The 21413-nt window shown below is 57.4% G+C and carries 24 protein-coding genes and 1 tRNA gene; 8 read left to right on the top strand and 17 right to left on the bottom strand.

From position 1 onward, the window contains the following. Window positions 1–291: 291 nt before the first annotated feature. The gene (locus K227x_RS24600; RefSeq protein WP_145174176.1) at window positions 292–558 is read right to left on the bottom strand and encodes a hypothetical protein; all 267 of its coding nucleotides are present in this window, start codon (window positions 556–558) and stop codon (window positions 292–294) included. A 161-nt stretch (window positions 559–719) separates the two neighbouring features. Between K227x_RS24600 and K227x_RS30825 the strand changes: the two genes are divergently transcribed. Continuing rightward, window positions 720–902 carry a hypothetical protein gene (locus K227x_RS30825; protein WP_218933496.1) on the top strand — a complete coding sequence of 61 codons (183 nt, stop codon included), beginning with the start codon at window positions 720–722 and terminating at the stop codon, window positions 900–902. 195 nt (window positions 903–1097) lie between these two features. Here the strand turns inward: K227x_RS30825 and K227x_RS24595 are convergent, their stop codons facing one another. The 9 genes from K227x_RS24595 to K227x_RS24555 all read right to left on the bottom strand — a co-directional run bounded on the left by K227x_RS24595 (window position 1098) and on the right by K227x_RS24555 (window position 8818). Beyond that, window positions 1098–1514 (bottom strand): hypothetical protein, encoded by a 417-nt coding sequence (locus K227x_RS24595; RefSeq protein ID WP_145174173.1) that lies wholly within the window; start codon window positions 1512–1514, stop codon window positions 1098–1100. Beyond that, window positions 1486–1740 (bottom strand): hypothetical protein, encoded by a 255-nt coding sequence (locus K227x_RS24590; protein ID WP_145174170.1) that lies wholly within the window; start codon window positions 1738–1740, stop codon window positions 1486–1488. Before K227x_RS24590 ends, K227x_RS24595 begins: the two co-directional genes overlap by 29 nt. Further along, window positions 1740–4793, bottom strand: coding sequence for a hypothetical protein (locus K227x_RS24585; protein ID WP_145174167.1), 3054 nt, complete (start codon window positions 4791–4793; stop codon window positions 1740–1742). Before K227x_RS24585 ends, K227x_RS24590 begins: the two co-directional genes overlap by 1 nt. Before the next feature lie 174 nt (window positions 4794–4967). Then, on the bottom strand, window positions 4968–5672 hold the full coding sequence (locus K227x_RS24580) for a hypothetical protein (RefSeq protein ID WP_145174164.1): 705 nt from the start codon (window positions 5670–5672) through the stop codon (window positions 4968–4970). After that, entirely contained in the window at window positions 5660–6025 is a 366-nt protein-coding gene (locus K227x_RS24575; protein WP_145174161.1) for a hypothetical protein, read from the bottom strand. The genes K227x_RS24580 and K227x_RS24575 overlap by 13 nt, the downstream gene beginning before the upstream one ends. Beyond that, window positions 6012–6749 (bottom strand): hypothetical protein, encoded by a 738-nt coding sequence (locus K227x_RS24570; RefSeq protein ID WP_145174158.1) that lies wholly within the window; start codon window positions 6747–6749, stop codon window positions 6012–6014. The genes K227x_RS24575 and K227x_RS24570 overlap by 14 nt, the downstream gene beginning before the upstream one ends. Further along, window positions 6746–7162: a hypothetical protein gene (locus tag K227x_RS24565; protein ID WP_145174155.1), complete on the bottom strand. Its 417-nt coding sequence runs from the start codon at window positions 7160–7162 to the stop codon at window positions 6746–6748. The genes K227x_RS24570 and K227x_RS24565 overlap by 4 nt, the downstream gene beginning before the upstream one ends. A 23-nt stretch (window positions 7163–7185) precedes the next feature. Beyond that, the gene (locus tag K227x_RS24560) at window positions 7186–7386 is read right to left on the bottom strand and encodes a hypothetical protein (protein ID WP_145174152.1); all 201 of its coding nucleotides are present in this window, start codon (window positions 7384–7386) and stop codon (window positions 7186–7188) included. Window positions 7387–7441: 55 nt separating this feature from the next. Continuing rightward, complete coding sequence (locus K227x_RS24555) at window positions 7442–8818, bottom strand: replicative DNA helicase (RefSeq protein ID WP_145174149.1); 1377 nt, start codon at window positions 8816–8818, stop codon at window positions 7442–7444. A 535-nt stretch (window positions 8819–9353) separates the two neighbouring features. Between K227x_RS24555 and K227x_RS30820 the strand changes: the two genes are divergently transcribed. Then, window positions 9354–9722 (top strand): hypothetical protein, encoded by a 369-nt coding sequence (locus K227x_RS30820; protein ID WP_218933495.1) that lies wholly within the window; start codon window positions 9354–9356, stop codon window positions 9720–9722. 23 nt (window positions 9723–9745) lie between these two features. On the opposite strand, the gene K227x_RS24545 is transcribed toward K227x_RS30820, so the two are convergent. The 6 genes from K227x_RS24545 to K227x_RS24520 all read right to left on the bottom strand — a co-directional run bounded on the left by K227x_RS24545 (window position 9746) and on the right by K227x_RS24520 (window position 12960). Continuing rightward, window positions 9746–10138 carry a hypothetical protein gene (locus tag K227x_RS24545; RefSeq protein WP_145174146.1) on the bottom strand — a complete coding sequence of 131 codons (393 nt, stop codon included), beginning with the start codon at window positions 10136–10138 and terminating at the stop codon, window positions 9746–9748. Further along, complete coding sequence (locus tag K227x_RS24540; protein ID WP_145174143.1) at window positions 10135–10473, bottom strand: hypothetical protein; 339 nt, start codon at window positions 10471–10473, stop codon at window positions 10135–10137. The genes K227x_RS24545 and K227x_RS24540 overlap by 4 nt, the downstream gene beginning before the upstream one ends. A gap of 113 nt (window positions 10474–10586) precedes the next feature. Continuing rightward, window positions 10587–10826, bottom strand: a complete 240-nt coding sequence (locus K227x_RS24535) for a DUF1580 domain-containing protein (RefSeq protein WP_145174140.1) — start codon at window positions 10824–10826, stop codon at window positions 10587–10589. An 83-nt stretch (window positions 10827–10909) separates the two neighbouring features. Next, window positions 10910–11482, bottom strand: coding sequence for a hypothetical protein (locus K227x_RS24530; protein WP_145174137.1), 573 nt, complete (start codon window positions 11480–11482; stop codon window positions 10910–10912). A gap of 169 nt (window positions 11483–11651) precedes the next feature. Continuing rightward, window positions 11652–12767, bottom strand: a complete 1116-nt coding sequence (locus tag K227x_RS24525; protein ID WP_145174134.1) for a tyrosine-type recombinase/integrase — start codon at window positions 12765–12767, stop codon at window positions 11652–11654. 119 nt (window positions 12768–12886) lie between these two features. Next, window positions 12887–12960 (bottom strand) — tRNA-Val (locus K227x_RS24520). A 445-nt stretch (window positions 12961–13405) separates the two neighbouring features. On the opposite strand from K227x_RS24520, the gene infC reads away from it, so the two are divergent. The 6 genes from infC (at window position 13406) to K227x_RS24490 (ending at window position 20250) form a co-directional block, all read left to right on the top strand. Continuing rightward, entirely contained in the window at window positions 13406–13936 is a 531-nt protein-coding gene (gene infC / locus K227x_RS24515; protein WP_145174131.1) for a translation initiation factor IF-3, read from the top strand. 50 nt (window positions 13937–13986) lie between these two features. After that, the gene (locus tag K227x_RS24510; RefSeq protein WP_145174128.1) at window positions 13987–14868 is read left to right on the top strand and encodes a Nif3-like dinuclear metal center hexameric protein; all 882 of its coding nucleotides are present in this window, start codon (window positions 13987–13989) and stop codon (window positions 14866–14868) included. Window positions 14869–15764: 896 nt separating this feature from the next. Next, window positions 15765–16580: a glycosyltransferase family 2 protein gene (locus K227x_RS24505; RefSeq protein ID WP_246146197.1), complete on the top strand. Its 816-nt coding sequence runs from the start codon at window positions 15765–15767 to the stop codon at window positions 16578–16580. A gap of 2 nt (window positions 16581–16582) precedes the next feature. Further along, complete coding sequence (locus tag K227x_RS24500; protein ID WP_145174125.1) at window positions 16583–18283, top strand: hypothetical protein; 1701 nt, start codon at window positions 16583–16585, stop codon at window positions 18281–18283. Window positions 18284–18801: 518 nt separating this feature from the next. Next, window positions 18802–19269, top strand: a complete 468-nt coding sequence (locus tag K227x_RS24495) for an EVE domain-containing protein (RefSeq protein WP_246146195.1) — start codon at window positions 18802–18804, stop codon at window positions 19267–19269. Between the two features lie 99 nt (window positions 19270–19368). Then, window positions 19369–20250: a D-hexose-6-phosphate mutarotase gene (locus K227x_RS24490; protein WP_145174122.1), complete on the top strand. Its 882-nt coding sequence runs from the start codon at window positions 19369–19371 to the stop codon at window positions 20248–20250. A 10-nt stretch (window positions 20251–20260) separates the two neighbouring features. On the opposite strand, the gene K227x_RS24485 is transcribed toward K227x_RS24490, so the two are convergent. Beyond that, window positions 20261–21409: a DUF3500 domain-containing protein gene (locus K227x_RS24485; RefSeq protein WP_391540463.1), complete on the bottom strand. Its 1149-nt coding sequence runs from the start codon at window positions 21407–21409 to the stop codon at window positions 20261–20263. Between the last annotated feature and the right edge of the window lie 4 nt (window positions 21410–21413).

The following is a 21413-nucleotide window of genomic DNA, read 5'->3' as shown; positions in this document are numbered from 1 at the left end:
CTCTCGAGAATTGGGATTGAATCCGACACCCAAACGATCTGCCGGCCATGTGAACCAGAGCGGAACGATTTCCACTGATGGACCACGATAATTCGGTCTTCTCTACAGCCGATCCGAACACCGAAACGCGAAACAGTTCTCTTCTTGATCATCCTAAAATCCTTAGTAATTCCCCCATTGGGCAAGATCCTAGATGACTGAGCGAGGCTGTCAAATCGACTCGATGCCGGGGTGAATGGTCTCTAGATCTGCAACGCTGAAATTGTGATGATGGCGGTGCAAGTCAGCCGGTCACCTGGGCGGCTCGCTCGCTTCGTCCGCAGTCGGATCACCGTAGTGCCGGCGGATCATCTCACGGGTCACCATGTCCGGCCCATCGAAGTGCCACGGCAACTCCCGCCATTCGGCGCGATACCAGATTTGCCAATGGTCGCCACTGGTGCCGAGTTTTCCACGCCCGGACGGCAACGGCCCCCACCGGATCCGGTCTTGATCAATCCCAAGTCTTTCGGCAATCCGGATCGTCAGTCGGGCAATGGCATCATCGCGGTGGCTCATGCCGTCATTGTTCCGCTTTGTCGCCGGGAAGGCATAGGGGATAACGGTAGGGAAAATATTGGACGGGCAGGCGGTGTGCGAATCACCTGGGCCAGTCTCGGGCTTTGGAATGTAATTTGCGTATTCATGTGCAAAACCTCTACTGCAAAGGGCTATAAAGCATGAATACGCAAAACGACATCGAATTCGGATCACTCCCTATCGGCGAAAGCTTCACGAGCGATGGTGAATCGTTCACCAAAGTGGATGAAACTTTCGCGAGTACAGCCGGAAAACAAAGATTCCGATTCTACGCAGACGACAGGGTGACCCCTCATGAGGAGAACCAGACCGATGACGACTAGGAACCTGATGACGTTTCGGAGTCTGCCGATTGGAAAGAGTTTCCACTTCGGCAACTGCACATTCGAGAAGGTTGATGATTCAGCTGGTCTTGTCGTCCGCGATAAGCTTGGCGATGTACCCAAATCTAGAACGAAAATCCCGTTCGATGATGAGACGAAAGTGGTCGTTCTCGATAGGCGAAGTTTGGACCACGATTAATCCGCTTCGTCACCGATCGGACCAGCCGAGTACAACCACGAAGGCACCGGGCAATCGTCCTCTGCGATCCGGCCGGCAAGCTCATAGGCATCCCGCTGTTCGGCCTCGGGCTGTGCCATGCGTTCTTGTTCGGCGCGGTACTTTTCCCACCGTCGCGCCGACTGCTGGCTGATTACCAGTTCGCCGGAACGCATCGCCGAAGTTATCGCTTCGATTTCGGCCCGTGTGGGCATGTGGTCGGGCATGGTGAACGCCGCGACGTTGGGCAGATACTTTGCCGGATCCAGCCCCATCGCCTCACACGCTTGATCCTGGGGCCATCCATGGGATTGAATCAGTGCTTTGGCTCTGGCCGATCGCCGTCGCGGTGGTTCGTTCCCTGCTTCACACACCGTTTGCGTCGTCTGCTTCATCAGATGCCAGTTGTGTCAGCGCAGATAGGGTCATGAAAGCCGGGTGCAACCGCCCTAGCAGGTCGGCGCATTCATCCAGCAACGCAAAGTATCGCAAATCGGTTTCGGTAAACCCTTCTCGGTCGCCTGCCTGATCGATCTTCTCAAGGAACAAATCACGCTGGATCCTGAAACATTCACCCTGCGATTCGTAGCAAAAAGCAGCGTTCAAACTTGGGTCGTCCATCAGCCAAACCTCGCGGTGTTTTTCTTTCTGGCAAGTTTGACTTGCTCGGTACTGTTGCCTGCGATGATCCTGGTCAGCTTCGTCTTCTCGTCCTCTTGTCGGCCCATGCCGATGACTCCCGCGGCCGCTGCGGAAAACGCTCCGGACGGACCCGTTCGCTTTTGCTCTTTCTCGAAACCCAATTCAACCTTTTTGGCTCGCTTCCTGTTGCGGGCTTCCTCTTCGGCAAACTCTTCTCTCGCCTTTGCCTTCGCTCGATCTGCCATGTTGTCGCCAAACACACCGGCCGACTTGAACTTCTCGATGTCGGCCATCTTTGCACGAAGATTCTCGGCAGGCGTGCGAAGCGATTCGGCCAGCGCCTTACCTTCCTGACGAATCGCCTCGGTGCGATCGTCAAGGTTATCTCTTGCTCGATCCCTTGCATCAGCGGCGTCACCTCCGTTGATCCTTCCAGCTTGTTCATCGGAATTGATTTGGGCGATGACCTTCCTGAAGATGTCCGCCGGGTTCATGCCGTCTTTGCTCATTTGGTCGGCTCGCTTGAACACCGCATCAGCCCGTTTATCAGATGCCTTGTTCGCCGCATCTTCGGCCGCCTTGGTCGCCTTCTTCTGGGCGGTTTCTTCATCTTCGAGGGCCTTCTTCTTGGCCTTCATGGCTTCGATTTGCTTGATCTGGATGGCGTTTAATCCTTCGTCAGCCAGACGTTTGCGGTCGGCGGCAGTTTCGCCCTTTTCGAGTGCCAAAATCTCCGCTTCGAGTGCCTTGATTTTGGTATCAAACAATTCGGATGCGGCGTCCGCTTCTTTTTTGGCTTCGGCCTGTGATTTCTTTTTGGCCTCGGTGCTTTCATTCTCCGCCGTCAATCGGTCTCGGATGGCCTTCAACTCTTCGCGAGCTGCGTTAGCCCGGCCATCTACGTCAAACGATGTGGCTGACGCGCCCAAGGCAAGCATTGCCGACTGGATCTCTTTGGCTGCTTTGAATGGGCTTGTAATCGATGTCACGACTGCCGACATAACCCTTTGAGTGTTGACCAGTAGTGCTGTGAAGAACCTCGCGGCTGTCAGCTTGGCCTCTCTCCAAAGCCAACTGAACGCATCCATCGTGCCGGAAACGCCCTCCCAAAACGCAAGCCGAACGCCTGCCCATAGTGCCTGTGCGGCCGCGGCATAATCTCCGCTCGAAATTGCTGCTTTGATCGCATCGAAAGTATCGGTGACCACCGAAACGATGCCGTAAATCATGTCCTTTGCTTTCGCGAATGCCCCGCCAAGGTTCAGTGACTTGACGGCCAGCACGCCAATGCCGGCGGCCAGGGTACCAACCACCGCGATTGCAGCACCGGCCGCGGCGATGAACGGCAGCAGCGGGCCAGAGATAACCGCCCATGCGGTGCCCCAAGCGAGCGACACCAACCCAGCGGCAACCGTCCAAGATCCTGAAACAAGCAGCGCGGCACCGGCCATCAGTGAAGCGGGCGTTAGAGCGGCCGTCAGCAAAGCCATAAACCCAGACCATGCAGTTGATGAAACAAATGATGCCGTTGTCCAAGCGATCGCGACGATTGCCGCGGATGCACTTTGCTCCACGGCCAGAATTGCACTGATCGCACCGAACGCCGACCACGCTGCCGTGGCAAGCAATGCGGATGTGGATGCGGCAAGGCCAGATGCCGCGAACACCGCACTCAGCCCACCCCAAGCCGTCGCGATGAATGCTGCGCTCGCTGACCATGCGCCGCTGATCGCAGCAGCAATTGGCATCAAGAACGCCGCAGATGCCGACCAAGCAGCCGTGACAGTTCCGGCACTTGCTGACCAAACCGCAGCAACGCCCGTTGCTAGTGCGCTCATGATCACGTCCAAGCCAAAGTACGCAACGGCAATCGCCGCAGCACCAGCAACCCATGGCGTAGCAACCGCGGTCACCATCGCCGCAGCTGTGACTGCTTTGAACGCAGTGCCGATCACTCCCATTGCTACAGTCCACGCCGCCGATACGGCGACACTGGCGACCTTCCATCCTGCGGTTACAACGGCAGCTGTGATCCTTGCTTTGAGCGTCACCGCGGTAAATAGCAACCCAACGCCCGCCCATGCAATCGTAGCGCCTCCGGCGGCCACTTTGATCGCAGTCATTGCCGTGCCAAGAGTCGATACCATCGCGCTTGCGGCAAACCCGGTCGCGACCAGCCCGACACCCAGCCCACCAACTGCAATGGTTGCTAACCCAATGGTACGAACAAGGTCTTGGTTCTTTGTCACGAAATCCGCGATCAACTGAACAGCGTCACGGGCCATGGTGACCAATGCTGCGGTGTCATCTAGGAACGCCCCACCGATCGCACCACTCGCATCGACAACGGCCGCCCAAAGTGCCTTCATCTGGTTCTCAAAACTGCTTGCCGTCCGGATCGCATCACCTTGGGCCGCGGTGGTCCCTCGCATGATGATGTTCAGACGCGCTTTAGCCTTTGCGGCGTTGTCCGTGGTGTCGGGGTCAAGCCCCATGTTGAACAGTTCTTGCTTGGTCGCGGTCTCGGTCAGGATCACGCCGTATTTCTTCATCACCTGGCCTTCGCCAGTGATCGCTGACATCAGGTTTTCGAACACCTGCGCCGTGCCCATGTTGTTGAACGATCCAAGGTCAACAGCCAGCGCCGAAAGCGTCTTGCTCATGCCGGCGGCCGTTTGCGGCATCACGCCCATCGGAACCAGCAGATCCTGCATGCTCGCAAGCATATCCGCCATACTTTGCTTGGATTGTCCCATTGCCTTCGCCGTGGTGTCTGACCATTCGCGAACGCTTCCGGCAGCTTCGCCAAAGACGACTTCGAACTTACCAACGGTTTCTTGCATTTCCGACGCTGACTTGATCGGGAACGCGAGCAATGCAGCGGATCCGGCAGCGATCTTGGCCCCCAGTGCGGTAGCGTTCTTACTCAGCTTTTCCAGATCGGCCTGCACGCCAGCCGCGCCTTGGGCAATGCGGTTGCGAAGCCCGATTTCGACGTAGCCTTCGCCGGCTTTGACTTTTGACTGTGACATTTCAATCCCTTGGTTCTATTCGTGTTTTTGATCAGGATGGCCGAGTCGGTATGCACCGCCCCCTTACCCCGCTGGCTTAAATTAGCGCCGGACTGTGTGTGCTAGTGTTCGGGCTGCTTGATCTCGGGGATACCGCGAAACACCCCGGAAGGACCCAAAGGGGGGTGTGCTGCCTCATCTTGCCAGAGCCTCCGCGAGGAATGCGTCATGCTCGGCCATCGCATCAGTCAAGACGGCGTTGGCTTCGTCGTAGCGATCCTGTGCCGCTTGCAGTTGCTCGGGCGTTGCTGTCTTGATTCGGGTAGCCTGGTCCGATTCCTTGGTCCATTCGTAGTCTTTCACAAAGGCCGATCGATCGACGGTGGTTCTCGACTTGACCGCTGCCAAGTGTGCGGATGCTTCACGCATCGCGCTGTGAGCCCTCTCGCAGCGACTGTTGAGCCGTTCCAACTCCGCCTTGTCCTCGGGCCAGATCGTATTGCGAAGTTCCGACTTAGCCGCTGTTGATACCATCAGCGCGTCATTGCATTCCCTGATCTTCGCGGCTTGTGGAAGCACCGCGATGTGTCTCGCTTGCTTAGCGGCTTCGAGAATTGCGTCAGCCTCAGCAATGGCTGCGTTGGCTTCTGCCAGTTGCCTTTGTACCTCGGGGATTTCGGCGATAGCTGCGCGATGCTGATTGCGTCGTCGGCAACGGCTTTCATCGGATGCCAGATCGTCGATCGATTTATCGGCATCACGCAACACGGCTTCGACGACTTCGGGATCCGGCGACTGTTCACCATCCGCAATCGATCGGACCAATTCACGGTATTTGATCCGGCCCGATTCTTTCCGGTCGCGAAGTGTGGAAGCGAGTTGGTCAATCACGTTTGACATTGGTAGGCCTTTTCTGTGGTGGTGGGAAGTTGCCCGCCAGCGGCGTTAGATTGACGGGGAAAAACGTCTCTAACGCCGCATGGCGAGCGGTCCGCGTTCAGTTGTTGAATCTGCTTTTCGGCAATCGCCCGTTGTCGGCTGATCGACTTGGCCGCCGCTTCAAGCTGGGCGTTGGCGGCTTCGATCTTGGTTGTGACTTGGTGACGTTGGTCGGCAAGCGTCTCGTCTTGCTGCCGATCAATGCAGAACAGTTCAAACTGCAACCCTGCCGTGACCTTTGCGTGATGTTCGTCGGCTGCTTCTAGCTCGGCATCCAGCTGCTCGATTGCCGCCAACAATTCAAATCTGCTCATCGATGTCCCCTCTTGGATCTTGAAACGAACGGTAAAGATCCAAACTGCTCTGCCATAGCTTCGTGAACGCTTCTGGTGGCGTTGCTGTTTCGATCTCGGCAAAGCTGGCTGTTCGCATCGAATGCAGCTCGGGCAGTAGCGACGTGATCCAGTGGGCCGGCTGACAAGCAAACCAGAGCGAGCCACCGAATAGCCCATCAATTGACACGTCCCAACCATGGGCAACGGCCCGGCTGTATACGTGACACGTTCGCCGAATGAACTGATCGTTGTGGGGATCGATGCAAGATCCTGGTTCGGCTGCGGGCTTCGCGATGCTGCGAGAAAGTGAAACGGCCTGATTCTGTCGGACCGCATCGCAATCCATCTTGTCACCGGGCTGTCGATGGCTTAGTTCGCGCGCCTCGATGGCCGGCAGTATGTGTGCCAGTTCGTGAACCATGGTGCCGGTGACTGCCGCGGTAAAGTTCTCGCCGTGGGATTCTCGGATCACTTCACCGTCCAATGCGATCAATGGGCCTGGGCCGGTCCATGCGTCACCGATCCGGTCAATCGTTTCGTAGTCCATCCAGTTACCACGTCGTGCAAAACCAAGACAATCCGCCGGGTTCGGTGTACCGGCCAGCGTTTCGGCATCGACGACGTAAAGCGGATTCGCTTCTAGTTCGGGCGCGACGGTAAACGCCAAGCGTCGGCAATCGTCCAAAAGGCTGGTCGCGATCATTGGTCGCATCCCTCGGCGGATTCTTCGTCAATGTTTGGGTAGTTCATCGATCGATTGACCCAAAGCTTCTTTTGCTCGAAAGCTCGGTCGAACTCATCCCAATCAACGGCGTCGTCGTCCGAGTCAAACGCTTTGATCGCGGGCATGGTTTGGCCGGCTTCGATGTTGCTGATCCGCTGGAACCACATTTCGCCGTTTCGGCTTTCGCGCCACGGTGCCCAGCAAGAGCCATCGACGCCGACGCCGGTATCAGAGTTGGCGGGAATCTTGGACTTAGGCAAGTACAACGACGGTCGCGATTCCGCCGATGCACCCGCCATCGCTGACGACTTGGTGACAACATCGGGACCGACGCCGCAGATCATTTTTCGCATCATTTGAATCATCGCCTTCGCCTTTGCAAGTTTGAACATCGTTGGATCATAGTGGTCGAAAACTAAACACTTCCAGAATTTGGAACCGGTGGCTCGATCACCAAAAGAAAGTGCGCCGAACATTCTCGGCAAACGCATCGACGGCTTGAACTGCCATCGCCACCCTGTTCGGTCCGGACGATGATCGGCTTCAATGCAAAGCAGACCGGGCACGCGGCTGCTTCGATGATCACCATCGGCGCTGTCTTCCAGTCTCTGGTCATTTGGGAATCCTTCCGTATCGATTTGCGGCGATGACTATTGCGATTGGCCGGCAATTCATGGCGACCACTCCGCAAACTCTTCGTGCGGCGCTGGCTCTGGCTTGTGAAACGAACACGTTGGCCCGTCGAACGTAAACATGTTTTCAGATCGCTCGCCGCCACGCATCTTGGCGACAATCATCCGGACATTCCTGCCGCCTTCGTGATGCAAGAATATGACGGCATCGGCGTCCTGTTCGATGCTTCCGCTGGACCGCAGATCACTCAATCGGGGTTCGCGCGGCTTCTCATTCTTGCTGTCGGATTCACCGGCTCGGTTCAGTTGCGACAGGATCACAACCGGGATGTTTAACTCTCGCGACAGTTGCTTGAACGCTCGCGTTGCTCGGGTGGTCTTGTCGATCTCGCGTTGGTTCGGCGTGCTGTCCTCAACGATTTGCAGATAGTCAACGATCACAACGGCGATGTCTTCGGTAGCCTTCATCACCCGCGCTTCGGCGCAGATCGCTTCGGCGGTCGCTTGGCGTCCAGTCGGAACGCTCACGAAGAACGGAACCGATTGCGACTTTTCGGCGACCGTTTGCATTTGCCGGCGTTCTGCTTCGGTGACCGCATGGCTCAGGATGTGCTTGCCATTGATTCCCGATTGGCGAGCGATGAACCTGGCCGTCACTTCGTCGATTCCCATTTCGAGCGAAACAAACAGGGCACCTCGGTGACGGTCTGCGATTGATTCGCCAACGCCGTGAACAATGTTTTCGCCCACTTGCTGCGCCGCCGAACTCTTTCCACCGCCTGGCCGGCCAGCGAACACGTACAACCGGCCGGGGTGCAATCCGTCATAGTTGTCATCGAGGTGGTATAGGCCGGTGTGCAGTCCCGGCGATTGTCCGCCGGCTAGGGTTTCATCGATTGCCGCAAGCAGTTCGTTGCATCCGTCACCAATGCGATGGATGTGTGATTTGTCTGACGCCTGCGACTCGATCGCCGCCAATTCGTATCGCATCCACTCGGCTAGCTCGCCGGAGTCCTGGTTGTCGGAGTCCGCCTTGCGTGAAAAGTCCCTCGCTAACCGTTGGAGCCGTTTGCGGATGGAACAATTCCGAAGGCTTCTGGCGTAGTGCGTTGCGTTCTCGGTTGATAGCGGATCCAGAAAGTCACGCTCAAATTGCGATTGCCCACCAAACGATTCGATCATGCCGGCCGCGCGGACCCGCGATATCACAAGCCTTCCGTCTCGGATGCTTTCGCCGGATCGATGCATTTCGATCAGCAGCGAAAACAGCCGGCCGGTAATCGATGTTGACGATGCTTCGTCCGCCGGAAAGTCCCGCGAGGAAACGATGCCTTCCACAACCGGAGTCGATCTCGGGTCAAGCAGCATGGCATTCAGCAAGCCACGGGCGGCATCCATGTGGTCAATTTCACGCATGGCTGGTCACCCCCGTCCGTTCTGCCTCGATTTGGCGACGACGGTCAGCGATGCTCGAAACCGGCGACGATGGCAACGATGCTTCGTCACCGCTCGGTTGTCGCTCAGGCGGTCCGACCAGATCCCTCCACCAATCCTTCTTCAAGAATCGCTCTGGATCCCTGACGTACTCGGATCCCCCTTCGTCCGCGGCGTAGTTCCTGGCTGCTACAAGCAAAGAGTCATGATCGTCAACCGGAACCGCTCGCCACAACTTGAAGGTTTCAGACTTGCCACGCTTCCGCCCTTTTGAATTGGCGGGGTATGCCTTCCAGAACTCTTCAAAAGCGTCAGAGTAGTCCGGCGACTTTTTCGCCGCATTCTTAGGATTAGGGGTAGGGTTAGGAGTAGGGTAAGAAGGCTTTCCGCTATGTGTTCCGCAATGCATTCCGCTATGTGTTCCGCAATGCATTCCGCTATGTGTTCCGCCATGCGTTCCGGATTCGGAATGCATACCCTTTCCGGAATCGGAATGCTTTCCGTTTTCGGAATCGGAATGCTTTCCGTTTTCGGAATGCTTTCCCGTTCCGTTATCGGAACACGATTCCTCGATTGGCTCATCCGAGAATCGGGACACAGAATCTGGCATCTCGGTCCAGTAGTTGCCAACCGATCGATCGTTGACGCGATGGTAGACAAGCCAGCCAGCTTGGATGGCTTTGTCCCTTGCCGCGGTCAACTGCTTGGGGCTGTTGAATCCAAGCACTTCCATCAGTTGCGAGTTCCAGAATCGCACTGGCCCCTGATACCGGGCTGCATCTTCGGTGTGCGCAATGTGGGTCACAAGACAAACGGCATGGTGGCCGATGTCCTGGGCGGCGCAGCTTTTGAAAAGCAGCCGGGTCAGTTTGTGCGCCCAATGTGACGATCGTTTTGGGTAGTGGTCCGTCACTGTTTCACCTCTGGAAAAACCTTGTCGAAGTAGTACGCCGCGAGGCTTCGTGACTGTCCTTTGAATCGCTGGTTGAGGGGCTCTAGCGCTCGTAGGTACTTGGCGGAGTTGGTCCCAGCGATTGCAACGCGGCCGCCCTCAACCCAAACGCGGCTGTTGTAAGCAACTGCGAATAGCAGCAAGTCCATGCATCTGGTCCGGACCCTCATCGCGGCATCGGTTTCCCTGGGCGTCATGCTCACCGACAACCTTTCGCGCAGTTGCGCCCGCTGTTGTTTGCCGCGGATCATTCGATCTACCGCCATTTCTTCGGCAAGAAATTCAGCCATCGAGTCACGCCGTCGCAGGATTTCGTCGGCATCGACTGCTATCGTCTTTGGTGTCCTCATTTGGCCCGCCTCCGGCTTCGCAGCAGTCCGGCCAAGTGCCACACCACCACCTCGTAGCATCGCGATGACGCAAGCAGTGGATTGGCCGCGTGCCAGCCGACAAGCCGGGCGGCGCGGCGTTTCAGTCCTTCGTATCGGGCGACAGACCACCGCGATGACGACGCATCGGCGGCGATGTTCCGCAACCTTGGCTCGATCATTGCCAGCTCTTCAAATTGCCGACCGGCACTTTCCCGCGAATTGCTGGCTGGTCGCAATGTCTCGGCTAGCTGTAAGTCGTCTGGATCGAAAAGTGCGGCATTCAGACTTGCCGCTGGTGTGCTTGGTGTTACCATCCATGTAGTCCTTGATTGTGTGTTGTCGCCTAACCTGCCCGGTCATTCGCGACACGAAAAATGAGAAACGCAAAACGCCAGCCACCGGATTTCCGGCGCTGGCGTTCTGTCATTTAGGATTTGGCGGTGCGGGCTTCGATGAAGCGGGTCAACGCTTGACGGCTGGTCAGAATGCGGTCGCCGAGCCGGATGTGTTCCAGCTTGGTTCCGCCTACGCCTTTGAGGCACCAACGATAACAAGTACTCTTGTCTGGTCTCCGCCCAGTGGCTTTTGCCAATTCGCGGCGGGCATCTTGGAGTGTCAGAACGTCCTCGGTCAGAATTCGGGACGTTGTCGATACAGTCGCGGACATAAAAAACCTCATAGTTGGAGCGTGCCTTTTGTGCAACGCGAGTAACTATGAGGGGGTTTTCAGGCGTGAATCCGCTATGTCCGCTATTTGTCCGCTATGTCTGTTAGCGGATTCAGTTGACGGGCATCGAAGATGAACAGGCGGTCGCTGACTTTCTCGCAAGCCACGTTTCCATCTTCGATCTCTTTACTGAAATTCCTTAGCTTCTGCCGATCGCTCAATTCAAGATGCCTGTAATACTTCCTGGCGGCGTCGGTCTGGCTTAATTGCAGTTGATACTCCGGCGGAATAATCGGGGGTGCTTCGCGGCCCAATTTTCCAGGCTTCGGCGATTGCACTTGCTTGCCCTCATCGAGAGCGTTTGCGACCGCATCAACTTCGGCAGAAAATCTACGCAAACCTGCCACTGCGTTAGGAACGTCACGCCCATAGTCGCCGCGGGCCATGCCTGCGTTTTGGTGCAAGATGTGAACCAGCGTCATGCAGTTGTTGCGTGCATCACGTAGCATCTGCTCGTCGATAAAGCGATTGTCGCTATTGAACCGAATAGCAGAATCAAACACTTCCTTGATGCTGCTTGTCATGCTCTCCAGCCAACCGGGACTAGATGCTTCGTCGGCAGGGATGTCCCAGTACAGAACCACGTCATCGGCCATCTGCTTTAGGTCGCTGAAAAACTGGCCGGCAGAGTGCGTTAGGTTCACAAATTTCATCGATTGAATCCCATAGTTGAAAGATGTCGTTGCCGTCCGTCGCCATCGGCTATGGGACCGATGACGACGAACGACGCGCGGGGATCAATCCGCTGACGACGTAGATTGGATTTTACAGCCTCGGGGCAACCTTGGCCGCTTCGATGGCTTTGGCCTCGGATGCTGACGCGTACAGTTCAGTCGTTGCGAGCCGGCTGTGCCCTGCCAAGGCTTGCGCAGCTTCGGGGCCCTTCGCATCTCGCACCGCTTGAAGTGCGGCGTGACGAAGTTGGTAGGGCGTCCAGTGTTTGACCTTGGCGGCTTTGGCGGCTCGCCCCACCGCGATCCGGTAAGAGTCCTTGTTCCACGGCGTGCCCTTCGTCGTCAGGAAACAAACTTCGTCGGCGTCCCCGAACAGATAGGGCGTTAGTGCCTTCAATGCCTCGCCCAGAATCGGCACCTTTTTCTCCCGCTTCTTTTTCCGGTCATGGTGGGCCGTTTTGTGGGTCGTTGGCTTGTAGACCCAAACTTTGCCGCTGCGGTCGATCATTGCCGGCGTCATCCGAAACAATTCGCTCGGCCGCATGGCGGTGGCCAGTTGGATCCTGACCATCGCCGCTGCCGTCGCCGTCAGGAAAGGAATCGTGGCACGAACGTCATCAAGTGGGACCTCTTCGCGGGCGTCGTTATCTTGGCCGGCGGAGATTTTTAGCGGAGGCAATGCCGAAAGTGCGACCAGCCGCTCTGGTGCAATCAATTCCCTGGCCACGCCGTGCCGGAAAATTTGGATGACGTTGCGGGTCAATTCGTTGGATTGCCGACGGCAATTTGCTCGCCCCTTTTCCCCGATCCCTTTCGTCAGAAAAACCTCTCGCAGGCTTTCCAGCAATCGTGGGCCAAATTCTTCGGCATTGGTTTCGCCGAGTCTTTTTTCCAGCAACAGGCAAAGATTGGTGTACCGGTTGGTCATTTGCCCGTTTTCGGCATAGCCGGGCAGGACGTTGGCGCGAAAATCGGCCGTGACGTGCTTCACGAGAATCTGGTCGCCAGCCTGACGCATCACGTCTTTGCCGCGGACTGGGGCAACTTTGCCATTTGCGTTGTATTCGGAAAGCAACGCGTAATAGCGGGCGTAACTTTCTGGGCTACCGTGCTTCCCAAGATAGAAATCGTCGTAGCCTAGCCTGACTTTGGCCTGGCCGCTGACGTGGTACTGGTAAGCCGGTTGTGGGCTTCTGGGTCTCGCCATTGTCGGCACTCCTGCTGGTTTCGGAGTAGTTGCCTACTCCGAAATGATCCAAACATGAGCCGCTCGCCAACAATGGCGGTAACGCTTTTAAGCGTTCCAGCACGGGAAAAAACAAAAAATGGGCGATACAGAACTCGAATCTGTGACCTCCACGATGTCAACGTGGCGCTCTAACCAACTGAGCTAATCGCCCTTTTCGGGTCCGTCGGGGAGCCGTAGAAGGTTCCATCGGCGGGACGCGGGCGGTCGATGAAGATTTCTCTTTCAAAGATCGCGTGCGTAGTTTGCGTTGCGAATTCGGAATCGTCAAGATGGTCCCGTCACAGGAAATGTGGCGCCGATCGCGATGTCGATTCCCGTGGACCCCCACTTGCCCGTCATCCGGCCGAAAATGTGGCCGGAATCGTTAAATCTTGCGTTTTCGGACATTTCACTGTTGACGCTCGCCACCCGTCCGCCGGATACTCTTTGAGTTGGTCTTGACAACTGAGGCGGGAAACCGTTTTCGCGATTTTTCGGGGAAGTACCCGAATGAGTCGTCGAGAGGCTGACGATTTGCCGATGGATTGTTTCGATCCACGGTTACATTCATTTCCATTTGTGCTGGTACGCCCACCGGCCGGAGAAGACAGCTTTTAGTGGCATTGGCACGAAAAAACACTCAGCCCGAGAATCGCGATACTGTCCGTATCAACAACAACATCCGCATCACTCCGATTAGAGTGGTTAGCGAAGAAGGCGAGCAGTTGGGGATTATCTCCACCGACGACGCACTTCAGCGGGCCCGCGATGCGGGCCTAGATCTTGTCGAAGTTGCTCCTGGCGAAAGACCGCCGGTTTGCCGAATCATGGATTACGGCAAGTACAAGTACGACAAGAACAAAAAGAAGAACACCGGGCAGTCGCACACCAAGACGAAAGAAATTCGTCTACGGCCAAAGACTGGCAACGAGGACATCCGGACGAAGGTTCGGCAAGCCGAAAAGTTCCTCGAGCACAAAGACAAAGTGCAAGTCAGTGTTCTGTTCCGCGGTCGCGAGATGGCTCACATCGAAGAAGGCCGAAAGGTCATGGAGATGGTCATCGAAACGCTTAGCGCCGTCGGCAAGGTCGAAACCTCGCCTCAACAGCACGGTCGCCGCATGATCTGCATGATTGCACCTAAATAGTGCAGTCGGCGTCCAGGACTAGGTATTCACGGATTGGATGACCCTGCCTGATGAACACCACGATCAACCATGTCTGTCAAACTCTGGCCCAGATCGCTCCGCTGCGATTGGCCGAGGATTGGGACAACGTCGGTCTGCTGATCGGCGATCGGAAGTCTTCGGTGGGCCGTGTCATGACCTGCCTGACGGTCACGCCAGACGTGGTCGATGAGGCGATCGAAGACCGGGCGGGAATGATCGTGGCGCATCACCCGCTGCCCTTCAAGCCGGTAGCGAAGATCACCACTGACTCCGTCGCCGGCGAAATGCTGTGGCGATTGATCGGGGCCGGGATCGCGGTCTATAGCGCTCACACCGCATTTGATTCGGCCGCCCAGGGTGTCAACCAGATGTGGGCCGCCGGGTTAGGGCTGCAGTCGATCGAGCCATTGGTGCCGTCGGTTTCTGAGGCCGGTCAGGCGATTTCTCTCGCAGCGGGTTCGTCCACTGCATTGTCGGAGTCATCTGATGGCAGTCTGGGGGCTGGTCGGCTTGGCCGGTTCGCGGCCGCCACGACGCTGGGGCAGTTGGCCAGGCAGGCAACCGAAATGGTTCAGGGGCAGGCTTCTAGCGATTCAGGTGGTCCGTCATCGACTCGTTTGGTCGGTGACCCCGCTCGGGCAGTGACCAAGGTTGCGCTTGCATGTGGCAGTGGCGGCAGTTTTCTGGCGGCTGCCAAGCGGCGCGGTTGTGACGCGCTGGTGACCGGCGAAGCGACCTTTCATACCTGTCTGGAGGCCCGTTCGCTCGGGATCGGGTTGGTCCTGCTGGGGCATTACCAGAGCGAGCGTTTCGCGATGGAGCGGTTGGCAGAGCAGTTAGCCGCTGAGCACGCCGAAGTGACGGTGTGGGCCAGTCGCAGTGAGTCGGACCCGGTGCAGTCGATCGGCTAGATCGGCGCTGGTAGGTGGAAGTTGATCACCGTTTGTAGTACCGGCTTCAGCCGGCTTTTTTTGGGGCGGTTTGTGTTGGTGCGCCGGCCCCCTCACCCCCGTCCCCTCTCCCCCAGATTGAATTCGAGCGGGCTCGTATTCAATCCGGGGGAGAGGGGGGCGCTGGTAGGTGGCAGTTGATCACCGTTCGCAGTACCGGCTTCAGCCGGCTTTTTTGGGCGTTTTGTGTTGGTGCGCCGGCCCCCTCACCCCCGTCCCCTCTCCCCCGGATTGAATTCGAGCGGGGCTCGTATTCAATCCGGGGGAGAGGGGGGGAATGGTAGGTGGCAGTTGATCACCGTTTGTAGTACCGGCTTCAGCCGGCTTTTTTGGGCGGTTTGTGGTGGTGCTCCGGCCCCCTCACCCCCGTCCCCTCTCCCCCAGATTGAATTCGAGCGGGGCTCGTATTCAATCCGGGGGAGAGGGGGGCAATGGGAGGTGGCAGTTGATCACCGTTCGCAGTACCGGCTTCAGCCGGCTTTTTTGGGCGGTTTGTGGTGGTGCGCCGGCCCCCTCACCCCCGTCCCCTCTCCCCCGGATTGAATTCGAGCGGGGCTCGTATTCAATCCGGGGGAGAGGGGGGCAATGGGAGGTGGGTGGAAGGGGGCAGTGGAAGACAGCATGGAAGGGGGGCATGGAAGACGGATGGGCGGGGGCATGGAAGGTGGCGGGCGTGGGAGGAGAGGGGATGTCGATGGGTGGCGGGGGGATTGGTTGGCTGATTGAGGGGTGGCGGGGGATTTGAAATATTGACCATCATCTAAATGTCTCTAGAATCCAATCACGGCATGGCGATTGCTTCATTCGTATGATTGATCGCCGAGATGTCTGTTTAGTGAAAATTTGATCGAGGGAAGATGATGACCAATCGTTCCAGTAGCCCCAACGACCATGACGACGCACGCCCACGTGGCGGCGAATTGGACGGGGTGAATCGTGGCTGGTTGGCTGCGCTGCCTGTCTATAACGAAGTTCAGTACGTCGACGGGGTGTTGGACGAGGTGACTCGGTATGCCTCGGACGTGCTGGTGGTCAACGATGGGTCGAGCGACGGGACCGCGGAGGTCTTGGATCGGCGCAGCGACGTTCGTGTGGTCCATCATCCGGTCAATCGCGGCTACGGGGCGGCGCTGATGACGGCGTTTGAATACGCGATCGCCGAGGGGTATGAGGGGATCGTCACCCTGGATTGTGACGGCCAGCATCAGCCCAAGCGGATTCCCGAGTTCATTGCGGCTGCGAAGGACGTCGACATCGTTTCGGGCAGCCGATACCTGAAGGTGTATGAGGGCGACAGCGCCCCGCCGGAAGAAAGGATGTTTATCAACCGCCGAATCACTCGCGAATTGAATCAGCGACTAGGCTACGAGCTGACGGATGCATTTTGCGGGTTCAAGGCGTACCGGACGTCGGCGCTGCGGCGGATCGAGATTACGGATCCGGGCTACGCGATGCCGCTTCAATTGTGGGTCGAGGCGGCGGCGGCCGATCTGCGAGTGGTCGAAATTCCCGTTCCGCTGATCTACTTGGATTTGGAACGTTCGTTTGGCGGTTCGCTGGATCATGCTGAAACCCGTCTGCGTTATTATCATCAGGTGCTCGATGACGCCTTTGCATCGGCCGCCGCGGCCGGTCGTGATTTTCCGGCGCGAGATGCGGCCCTGTGTGTCTGATCATGAGCATTGACGATCAAGTGATCGCCCCTGTGGCGAACCCGTTATCCATTTCGAATTCCCAGCCCGAAGCGACGTTGAACCGATACCGACAGTACCGTGCGCCACAGAACCATGGCGACGCGTTGATCGATCCGCCGCTTGGCGAAGTGGACGATTGGTTGACGTGCAACGCTGCGCTGTCGGCATCGCACGGGCCGTTCTGGGATTCGCTTCGCCAGCGTGCGCGTGCGTCGTTGATCGACGATGCGATCCGCTACACGTCGGCTTATCGCGATACGTCGTGGGTGGATCGCCAGGCATTGGACCGAGGCACGCTGGGCCCCATCTTGATGGCGGGGCACCAGCCAGCGATCTTTCATCCTGGGGTTTGGTTCAAGAACTTTGCCTTGGATCATCTGGCCCGTCGCTGCGGTGGGATCGGCATTAATTTGGTGATCGACAACGATGTGGCATCGGGCAGTTCGGTGCGTGTGCCCAGTCTGAATCATTCCAATCGTAAATCGCCTGGCCAGCCCACGGAGGGCGAAGTTCATTACGAAGTCGTGCCCTACGACGACGCAGGTGGGGGCGTCCCCTATGAACAGACGACGGTTCGTCGCCGTGACATCTTCGATCGATTCGACGTTGCCGTGACCGAGGCGGTTGCAGGGATCGTGGATGATCCGTGTGTGGGAAAGCTTTGGAAGCACGCCAAGTCTGCGATTGAACGTTGCGGAGTGGCCGGTTGCGCGTTGGCTCAGGCCCGGCATGGGTTGGAGGGCGAATTGGGGCTGCGGACGTTGGAGTTGCCGTTGGGCGTGGTCTGTCGTACGACGGCTTATGCGGAATTCTTGCTGTCGATTTTGACTGAGTTGCCACGGTTCCATCATTGCTATAACGATTCGGCCGATCAGTATCGGTCGGCGCATGGGATCCGCAGCAGTGCGCACCCGGTGCCGAACCTAGCGGTGGACGACGAGTGGTTCGAAGCACCACTGTGGATCTATGGGAATGATTCGCCCGAGCGGCGCCCGGCTTGGGTGCGGTTGTCGGGGGATCAATTGATCATCAGCGACCGGATGGGGCGCGAAGGTGTTCGTGACCGCGAACTGCGGATCGATGTGCGTCATCCCAAGCTGGCTGCCGAACAGTTGGCAAACCTAGTGTCGCCGAACTTCAAGCTGCGTCCTCGTGCGTTGGTGACGACGATGTACGCTCGGATGGTGCTAAGCGATCTGTTTTTGCACGGCATCGGTGGCGGCAAATACGATCAATTGGGTGACGAAATTTGCACGGCGTTCTTTGGGGTGAAACCGCTGCGTTTCATGGTGATCTCGGCAACCGTTCAATTGCCCGGTTTTGTGCCGGACGACCACGACCAAAAAATCCGTCGGCTGCGTCGATCACTTCGCGACATCGTCTATCAACCCGAGCGGTTTGCTGATCGTGTCGATCTGGACCCGGATCTGTTGGCTCGAAAGGTCGAATTGATTTCGGCGGTCGACGTCGCGTTGGACAAGAAGCTGTGGCATCGGGAGGTCGAGAGCATCAATGCGAAGCTTTCGAAACAGCTGGTTTCGATGCGAAGCCAACTGCAGGCCGAATTGGTTCAGGTGGAACGTTCCGCGGCGGCCCAGCGTTTGATGGCTAGCCGCGAACATCCGTTTTGTATCTTCCCGATCGACTACTTGCAGCGCACTTTTTCGAAGCTGCTGGCGTAATCTCGGTTTCGATCTTCCAAGTAACGTTTTCCAGGTCACGTTTTCGAGGCACCCGCTGGGTGATCGGATCGAATCCGTAGCGTGAGATGCGTTGGGGGGACTTGGTGGCGCCGATGGCCAAACGCTGGCAGTCACGCCAGGTCTTTGCGTTTGGGTTAGCGATTCCCCACTAGAATTTGACCGACCAGCAGCCAAACAAAGGTAAAGGTCAAACCCAGGGCGGTGTGGATGGCGTCAACGTTCATAACGAGCCTTCGAAAAGAGGAAACGGGTGTGTTCTTGGCCCGTTCCATGGCCCGCATGTCATGTCTGATCCCGATTCATGGGCGCAGTCATGGTCGCTTCACTGCACGCCTATCCCGGCGCACAATAGATAGATCGGTTGGGTGATGAACCAAACTGAGAAAAAAATCTGCGGGGCGGAACAGTTTGCCCAGTCGGCACCGCTTAACAACGCAGGGGCTGTCGGTCGCCCTTCCCCACTTTGATGTGCGAAACACGAGAGAGAGTTTGACGATATGACCAAGTACTGGCTGATGAAGACCGAGCCGACGACGTTTTCGATCGACGACCTGGAATCGTCTCCCGACCAGACGACGTGTTGGGAAGGCGTGCGTAACTACCAGGCTAGGAATCTGCTTCGGGACGATATTCAAGAGGGCGACCAAGTCCTGTTCTATCATTCGGCCTGCAAAGAGCCCGCCGTGGTGGGGACAGCGACGGTCGTTCGTTCGGGGTATCCGGACAGCCATGCGTTTGATCGGCGCAGCAAGTACTTTGACGCCAAGAGCAGCGCGGACAAACCGACTTGGTACATGGTCGACATCCAGTTGCAGCAGAAACTGGACACCCCGGTGACTTTGAAGGCGATGCGCGATCGAGCCGGTTTGAAGGGGATGGCGCTGTTGCAGAAGGGCAGTCGGTTGAGTGTCCAGCCGGTCAAGAAAAAGGAATTCGACACGGTGCTGAAGATGGCTGGTGTCTAGATGCGGATTTCCAAACGCTGGTTCCTATGATGTTGGTTTGTGCGACAGTCCCGCATGAAAGAATAGGATCGCGGACTTTCACTCCTACCAAGATCTCGAATGAATCCTGATACATTGAATTCGCGTCACGACGTGCCTGGCGTCACTTTTGTCGCTGGCCAGGGCGGTTTGGTAAAGGCCGTTGTCGAGTCGTCGCTTTGCCAGGCCGAGGTTTTCCTGCACGGCGCGCATGTCACCGCTTTCCAGCCCACCGGCCAGTCGCCAGTGTTGTGGGTCAGCCAATCATCGGACTTTGATGCGGACAAGCCGATCCGCGGCGGCGTCCCCATTTGCTTCCCATGGTTCGGCCCGTTGGCGGGCAACCCCGATGCCCCCGGCCATGGTTGGGCTCGGACAACGGCATGGGATGTCCGAGGGGTCAGCGACCTCGGTACCGAGGGGATCGAGATCGTGTTGACCACGACGATCGATCCCTACGATTTGTCGTATCGGATCGTGATGGGCCGGACGTTGTCGATGGAGTTGACGGTTTCGCTGGCTGCCACCGCGGACCAGCCAGCCCGTTTCGAAGAAGCACTGCACACCTATCTAGCGATCGGTGATATCCACCAAGTTGCCATCGATGGGCTGCAGCCGTCGACCTATCTAGACAAGGTGGACGGAGGCCAAATCAAGCCGGCATCCGGTGCAGCGATCCGCTTCGATGCAGAGTGCGACCGTGTGTATTTGGGGACCACCGCAACCTGCCAATTGCATGACCCGGTGTTGAAGCGAACCATCGAGATCGCCAAGACGAATTCCGACAACACGGTTGTTTGGAATCCGTGGATCGCCAAGAGTGCACGGATGGCGGACTTTGGGAACGATGAATGGCCATCGATGGTGTGCATCGAAACCGCCAACGTGGGCGACGCCAGCGTGACGCTGCAGCCAGGTGAATCGCACACCATGGCCGCTCGTATCGCAGTCTCCGACGACTGATGCGCCCGCGTTAATGCGGGTGTTTGTGATCGTGGCCGTGATGTTCTTCGATGTGTTGACGCAGCAGATCTTTGCCGTAGTCATTTCCGTTAGGGGTGCGGATGACGGCGTGAATGTGGTCTCGCGTGGGGGCGCTGGTTCGAAATGGTGCGACCCGGCGCTCGTGATCGAATTCGATTAGCACAACGGGGCTGTGGATTCGATAATAGAAAACACCGTCATCGGACATGTCGCCGACCCAGGCAAAGTAGGTCCGGTCCAGATGCTGGGCTACTTCTTCCATCCGGATCTTGGCATGACCTTCGTTCATGTTACCGACATAGTGATGGATCAGGTCTAGCAACTGGGTTTGTTGGGCGTCGGATAACTTGGATCCCGGCAGTCCGGCGTAGTCCAAGTCGAGGTTGTCTTCGTACGCTTGCGCCAACGCATTGTTGCCATCTTTGACCGATGACAGGACAGCGGCGGCGCGTTGTTGGTCATCCAGCGATTGTGCAAAACGCAGGCCCGCGTTCTGTTCGTCTTGCAAGATGATGGTGCCTTTGAATTTGCCGCTGGTCGCGTGCACTGGTTCGCTACCAACAAAGACCGGCGACATGACGACTTGGTCGCCTAGCACAAAGTAGTTGATGACCAGGTGATGGCCGTCGATCTGCCATCCCCAGGGCTCGGTCGTCGACGGATCGCCCATGATGGTGATCCAGTACAGCCATTGTCCGTATTCGTCAAAGTTGTTGGCCAGTTCGGCCAGCGTGCCATTGAGCTTCATGATGTCTTGGGACAGTTTCAACCCTTTGGCGCTGAGGCTGGCTCGCATCAATGCGAAAGCGTTTTCGCGTTGGGCTTCGCTCATTTCATCGAAGCCGACGCCTTGTCGTTTGGATGAATGGCGGTTGTCCCACTTGCGCCATTCCGAGTCGTCGACGGGAAAGGTGGTTCGAGCTTTCTGTTGATCGGTCAACGAGGCCAGCAAGGCGTTGGCGGCATCGACCGCGGGCTGGGTGCTGACCCCGGTCGATTGGATTGGAAACAGGCCGGTTTCTATTTTTCCACCGGCGGCCACGCCGCGAAACGGTTCGGCGACGGCTGCGTCGCCACGTCCGCGCTGTTGCGCATAAAGAGTCAGCCCCAGCAGCGAACCAGCCAGCGCTAATAGCAATGAT

The organism is Rubripirellula lacrimiformis (genome assembly GCF_007741535.1).
Classification (GTDB): domain Bacteria; phylum Planctomycetota; class Planctomycetia; order Pirellulales; family Pirellulaceae; genus Rubripirellula; species Rubripirellula lacrimiformis.
This window is presented reverse-complemented; position numbering and strand designations above follow the sequence as displayed.

What these genes read in the sequence shown, in the direction of transcription:
- K227x_RS24600 (WP_145174176.1), bottom strand. Translation starts at nt 558, where the DNA reads ATGAGCCACCGCGATGATGCCATTGCCCGACTGACGATCCGGATTGCC.
- K227x_RS30825 (WP_218933496.1), top strand. Translation starts at nt 720, where the DNA reads ATGAATACGCAAAACGACATCGAATTCGGATCACTCCCTATCGGCGAA.
- K227x_RS24595 (WP_145174173.1), bottom strand. Translation starts at nt 1,514, where the DNA reads ATGAAGCAGACGACGCAAACGGTGTGTGAAGCAGGGAACGAACCACCG.
- K227x_RS24590 (WP_145174170.1), bottom strand. Translation starts at nt 1,740, where the DNA reads ATGGACGACCCAAGTTTGAACGCTGCTTTTTGCTACGAATCGCAGGGT.
- K227x_RS24585 (WP_145174167.1), bottom strand. Translation starts at nt 4,793, where the DNA reads ATGTCACAGTCAAAAGTCAAAGCCGGCGAAGGCTACGTCGAAATCGGG.
- K227x_RS24580 (WP_145174164.1), bottom strand. Translation starts at nt 5,672, where the DNA reads ATGTCAAACGTGATTGACCAACTCGCTTCCACACTTCGCGACCGGAAA.
- K227x_RS24575 (WP_145174161.1), bottom strand. Translation starts at nt 6,025, where the DNA reads ATGAGCAGATTTGAATTGTTGGCGGCAATCGAGCAGCTGGATGCCGAG.
- K227x_RS24570 (WP_145174158.1), bottom strand. Translation starts at nt 6,749, where the DNA reads ATGATCGCGACCAGCCTTTTGGACGATTGCCGACGCTTGGCGTTTACC.
- K227x_RS24565 (WP_145174155.1), bottom strand. Translation starts at nt 7,162, where the DNA reads ATGTTCAAACTTGCAAAGGCGAAGGCGATGATTCAAATGATGCGAAAA.
- K227x_RS24560 (WP_145174152.1), bottom strand. Translation starts at nt 7,386, where the DNA reads ATGACCAGAGACTGGAAGACAGCGCCGATGGTGATCATCGAAGCAGCC.
- K227x_RS24555 (WP_145174149.1), bottom strand. Translation starts at nt 8,818, where the DNA reads ATGCGTGAAATTGACCACATGGATGCCGCCCGTGGCTTGCTGAATGCC.
- K227x_RS30820 (WP_218933495.1), top strand. Translation starts at nt 9,354, where the DNA reads ATGCTTTCCGTTTTCGGAATGCTTTCCCGTTCCGTTATCGGAACACGA.
- K227x_RS24545 (WP_145174146.1), bottom strand. Translation starts at nt 10,138, where the DNA reads ATGAGGACACCAAAGACGATAGCAGTCGATGCCGACGAAATCCTGCGA.
- K227x_RS24540 (WP_145174143.1), bottom strand. Translation starts at nt 10,473, where the DNA reads ATGGTAACACCAAGCACACCAGCGGCAAGTCTGAATGCCGCACTTTTC.
- K227x_RS24535 (WP_145174140.1), bottom strand. Translation starts at nt 10,826, where the DNA reads ATGTCCGCGACTGTATCGACAACGTCCCGAATTCTGACCGAGGACGTT.
- K227x_RS24530 (WP_145174137.1), bottom strand. Translation starts at nt 11,482, where the DNA reads ATGGCCGATGACGTGGTTCTGTACTGGGACATCCCTGCCGACGAAGCA.
- K227x_RS24525 (WP_145174134.1), bottom strand. Translation starts at nt 12,767, where the DNA reads ATGGCGAGACCCAGAAGCCCACAACCGGCTTACCAGTACCACGTCAGC.
- K227x_RS24510 (WP_145174128.1), top strand. Translation starts at nt 13,987, where the DNA reads ATGAACACCACGATCAACCATGTCTGTCAAACTCTGGCCCAGATCGCT.
- K227x_RS24505 (WP_246146197.1), top strand. Translation starts at nt 15,765, where the DNA reads ATGATGACCAATCGTTCCAGTAGCCCCAACGACCATGACGACGCACGC.
- K227x_RS24500 (WP_145174125.1), top strand. Translation starts at nt 16,583, where the DNA reads ATGAGCATTGACGATCAAGTGATCGCCCCTGTGGCGAACCCGTTATCC.
- K227x_RS24495 (WP_246146195.1), top strand. Translation starts at nt 18,802, where the DNA reads ATGACCAAGTACTGGCTGATGAAGACCGAGCCGACGACGTTTTCGATC.
- K227x_RS24490 (WP_145174122.1), top strand. Translation starts at nt 19,369, where the DNA reads ATGAATCCTGATACATTGAATTCGCGTCACGACGTGCCTGGCGTCACT.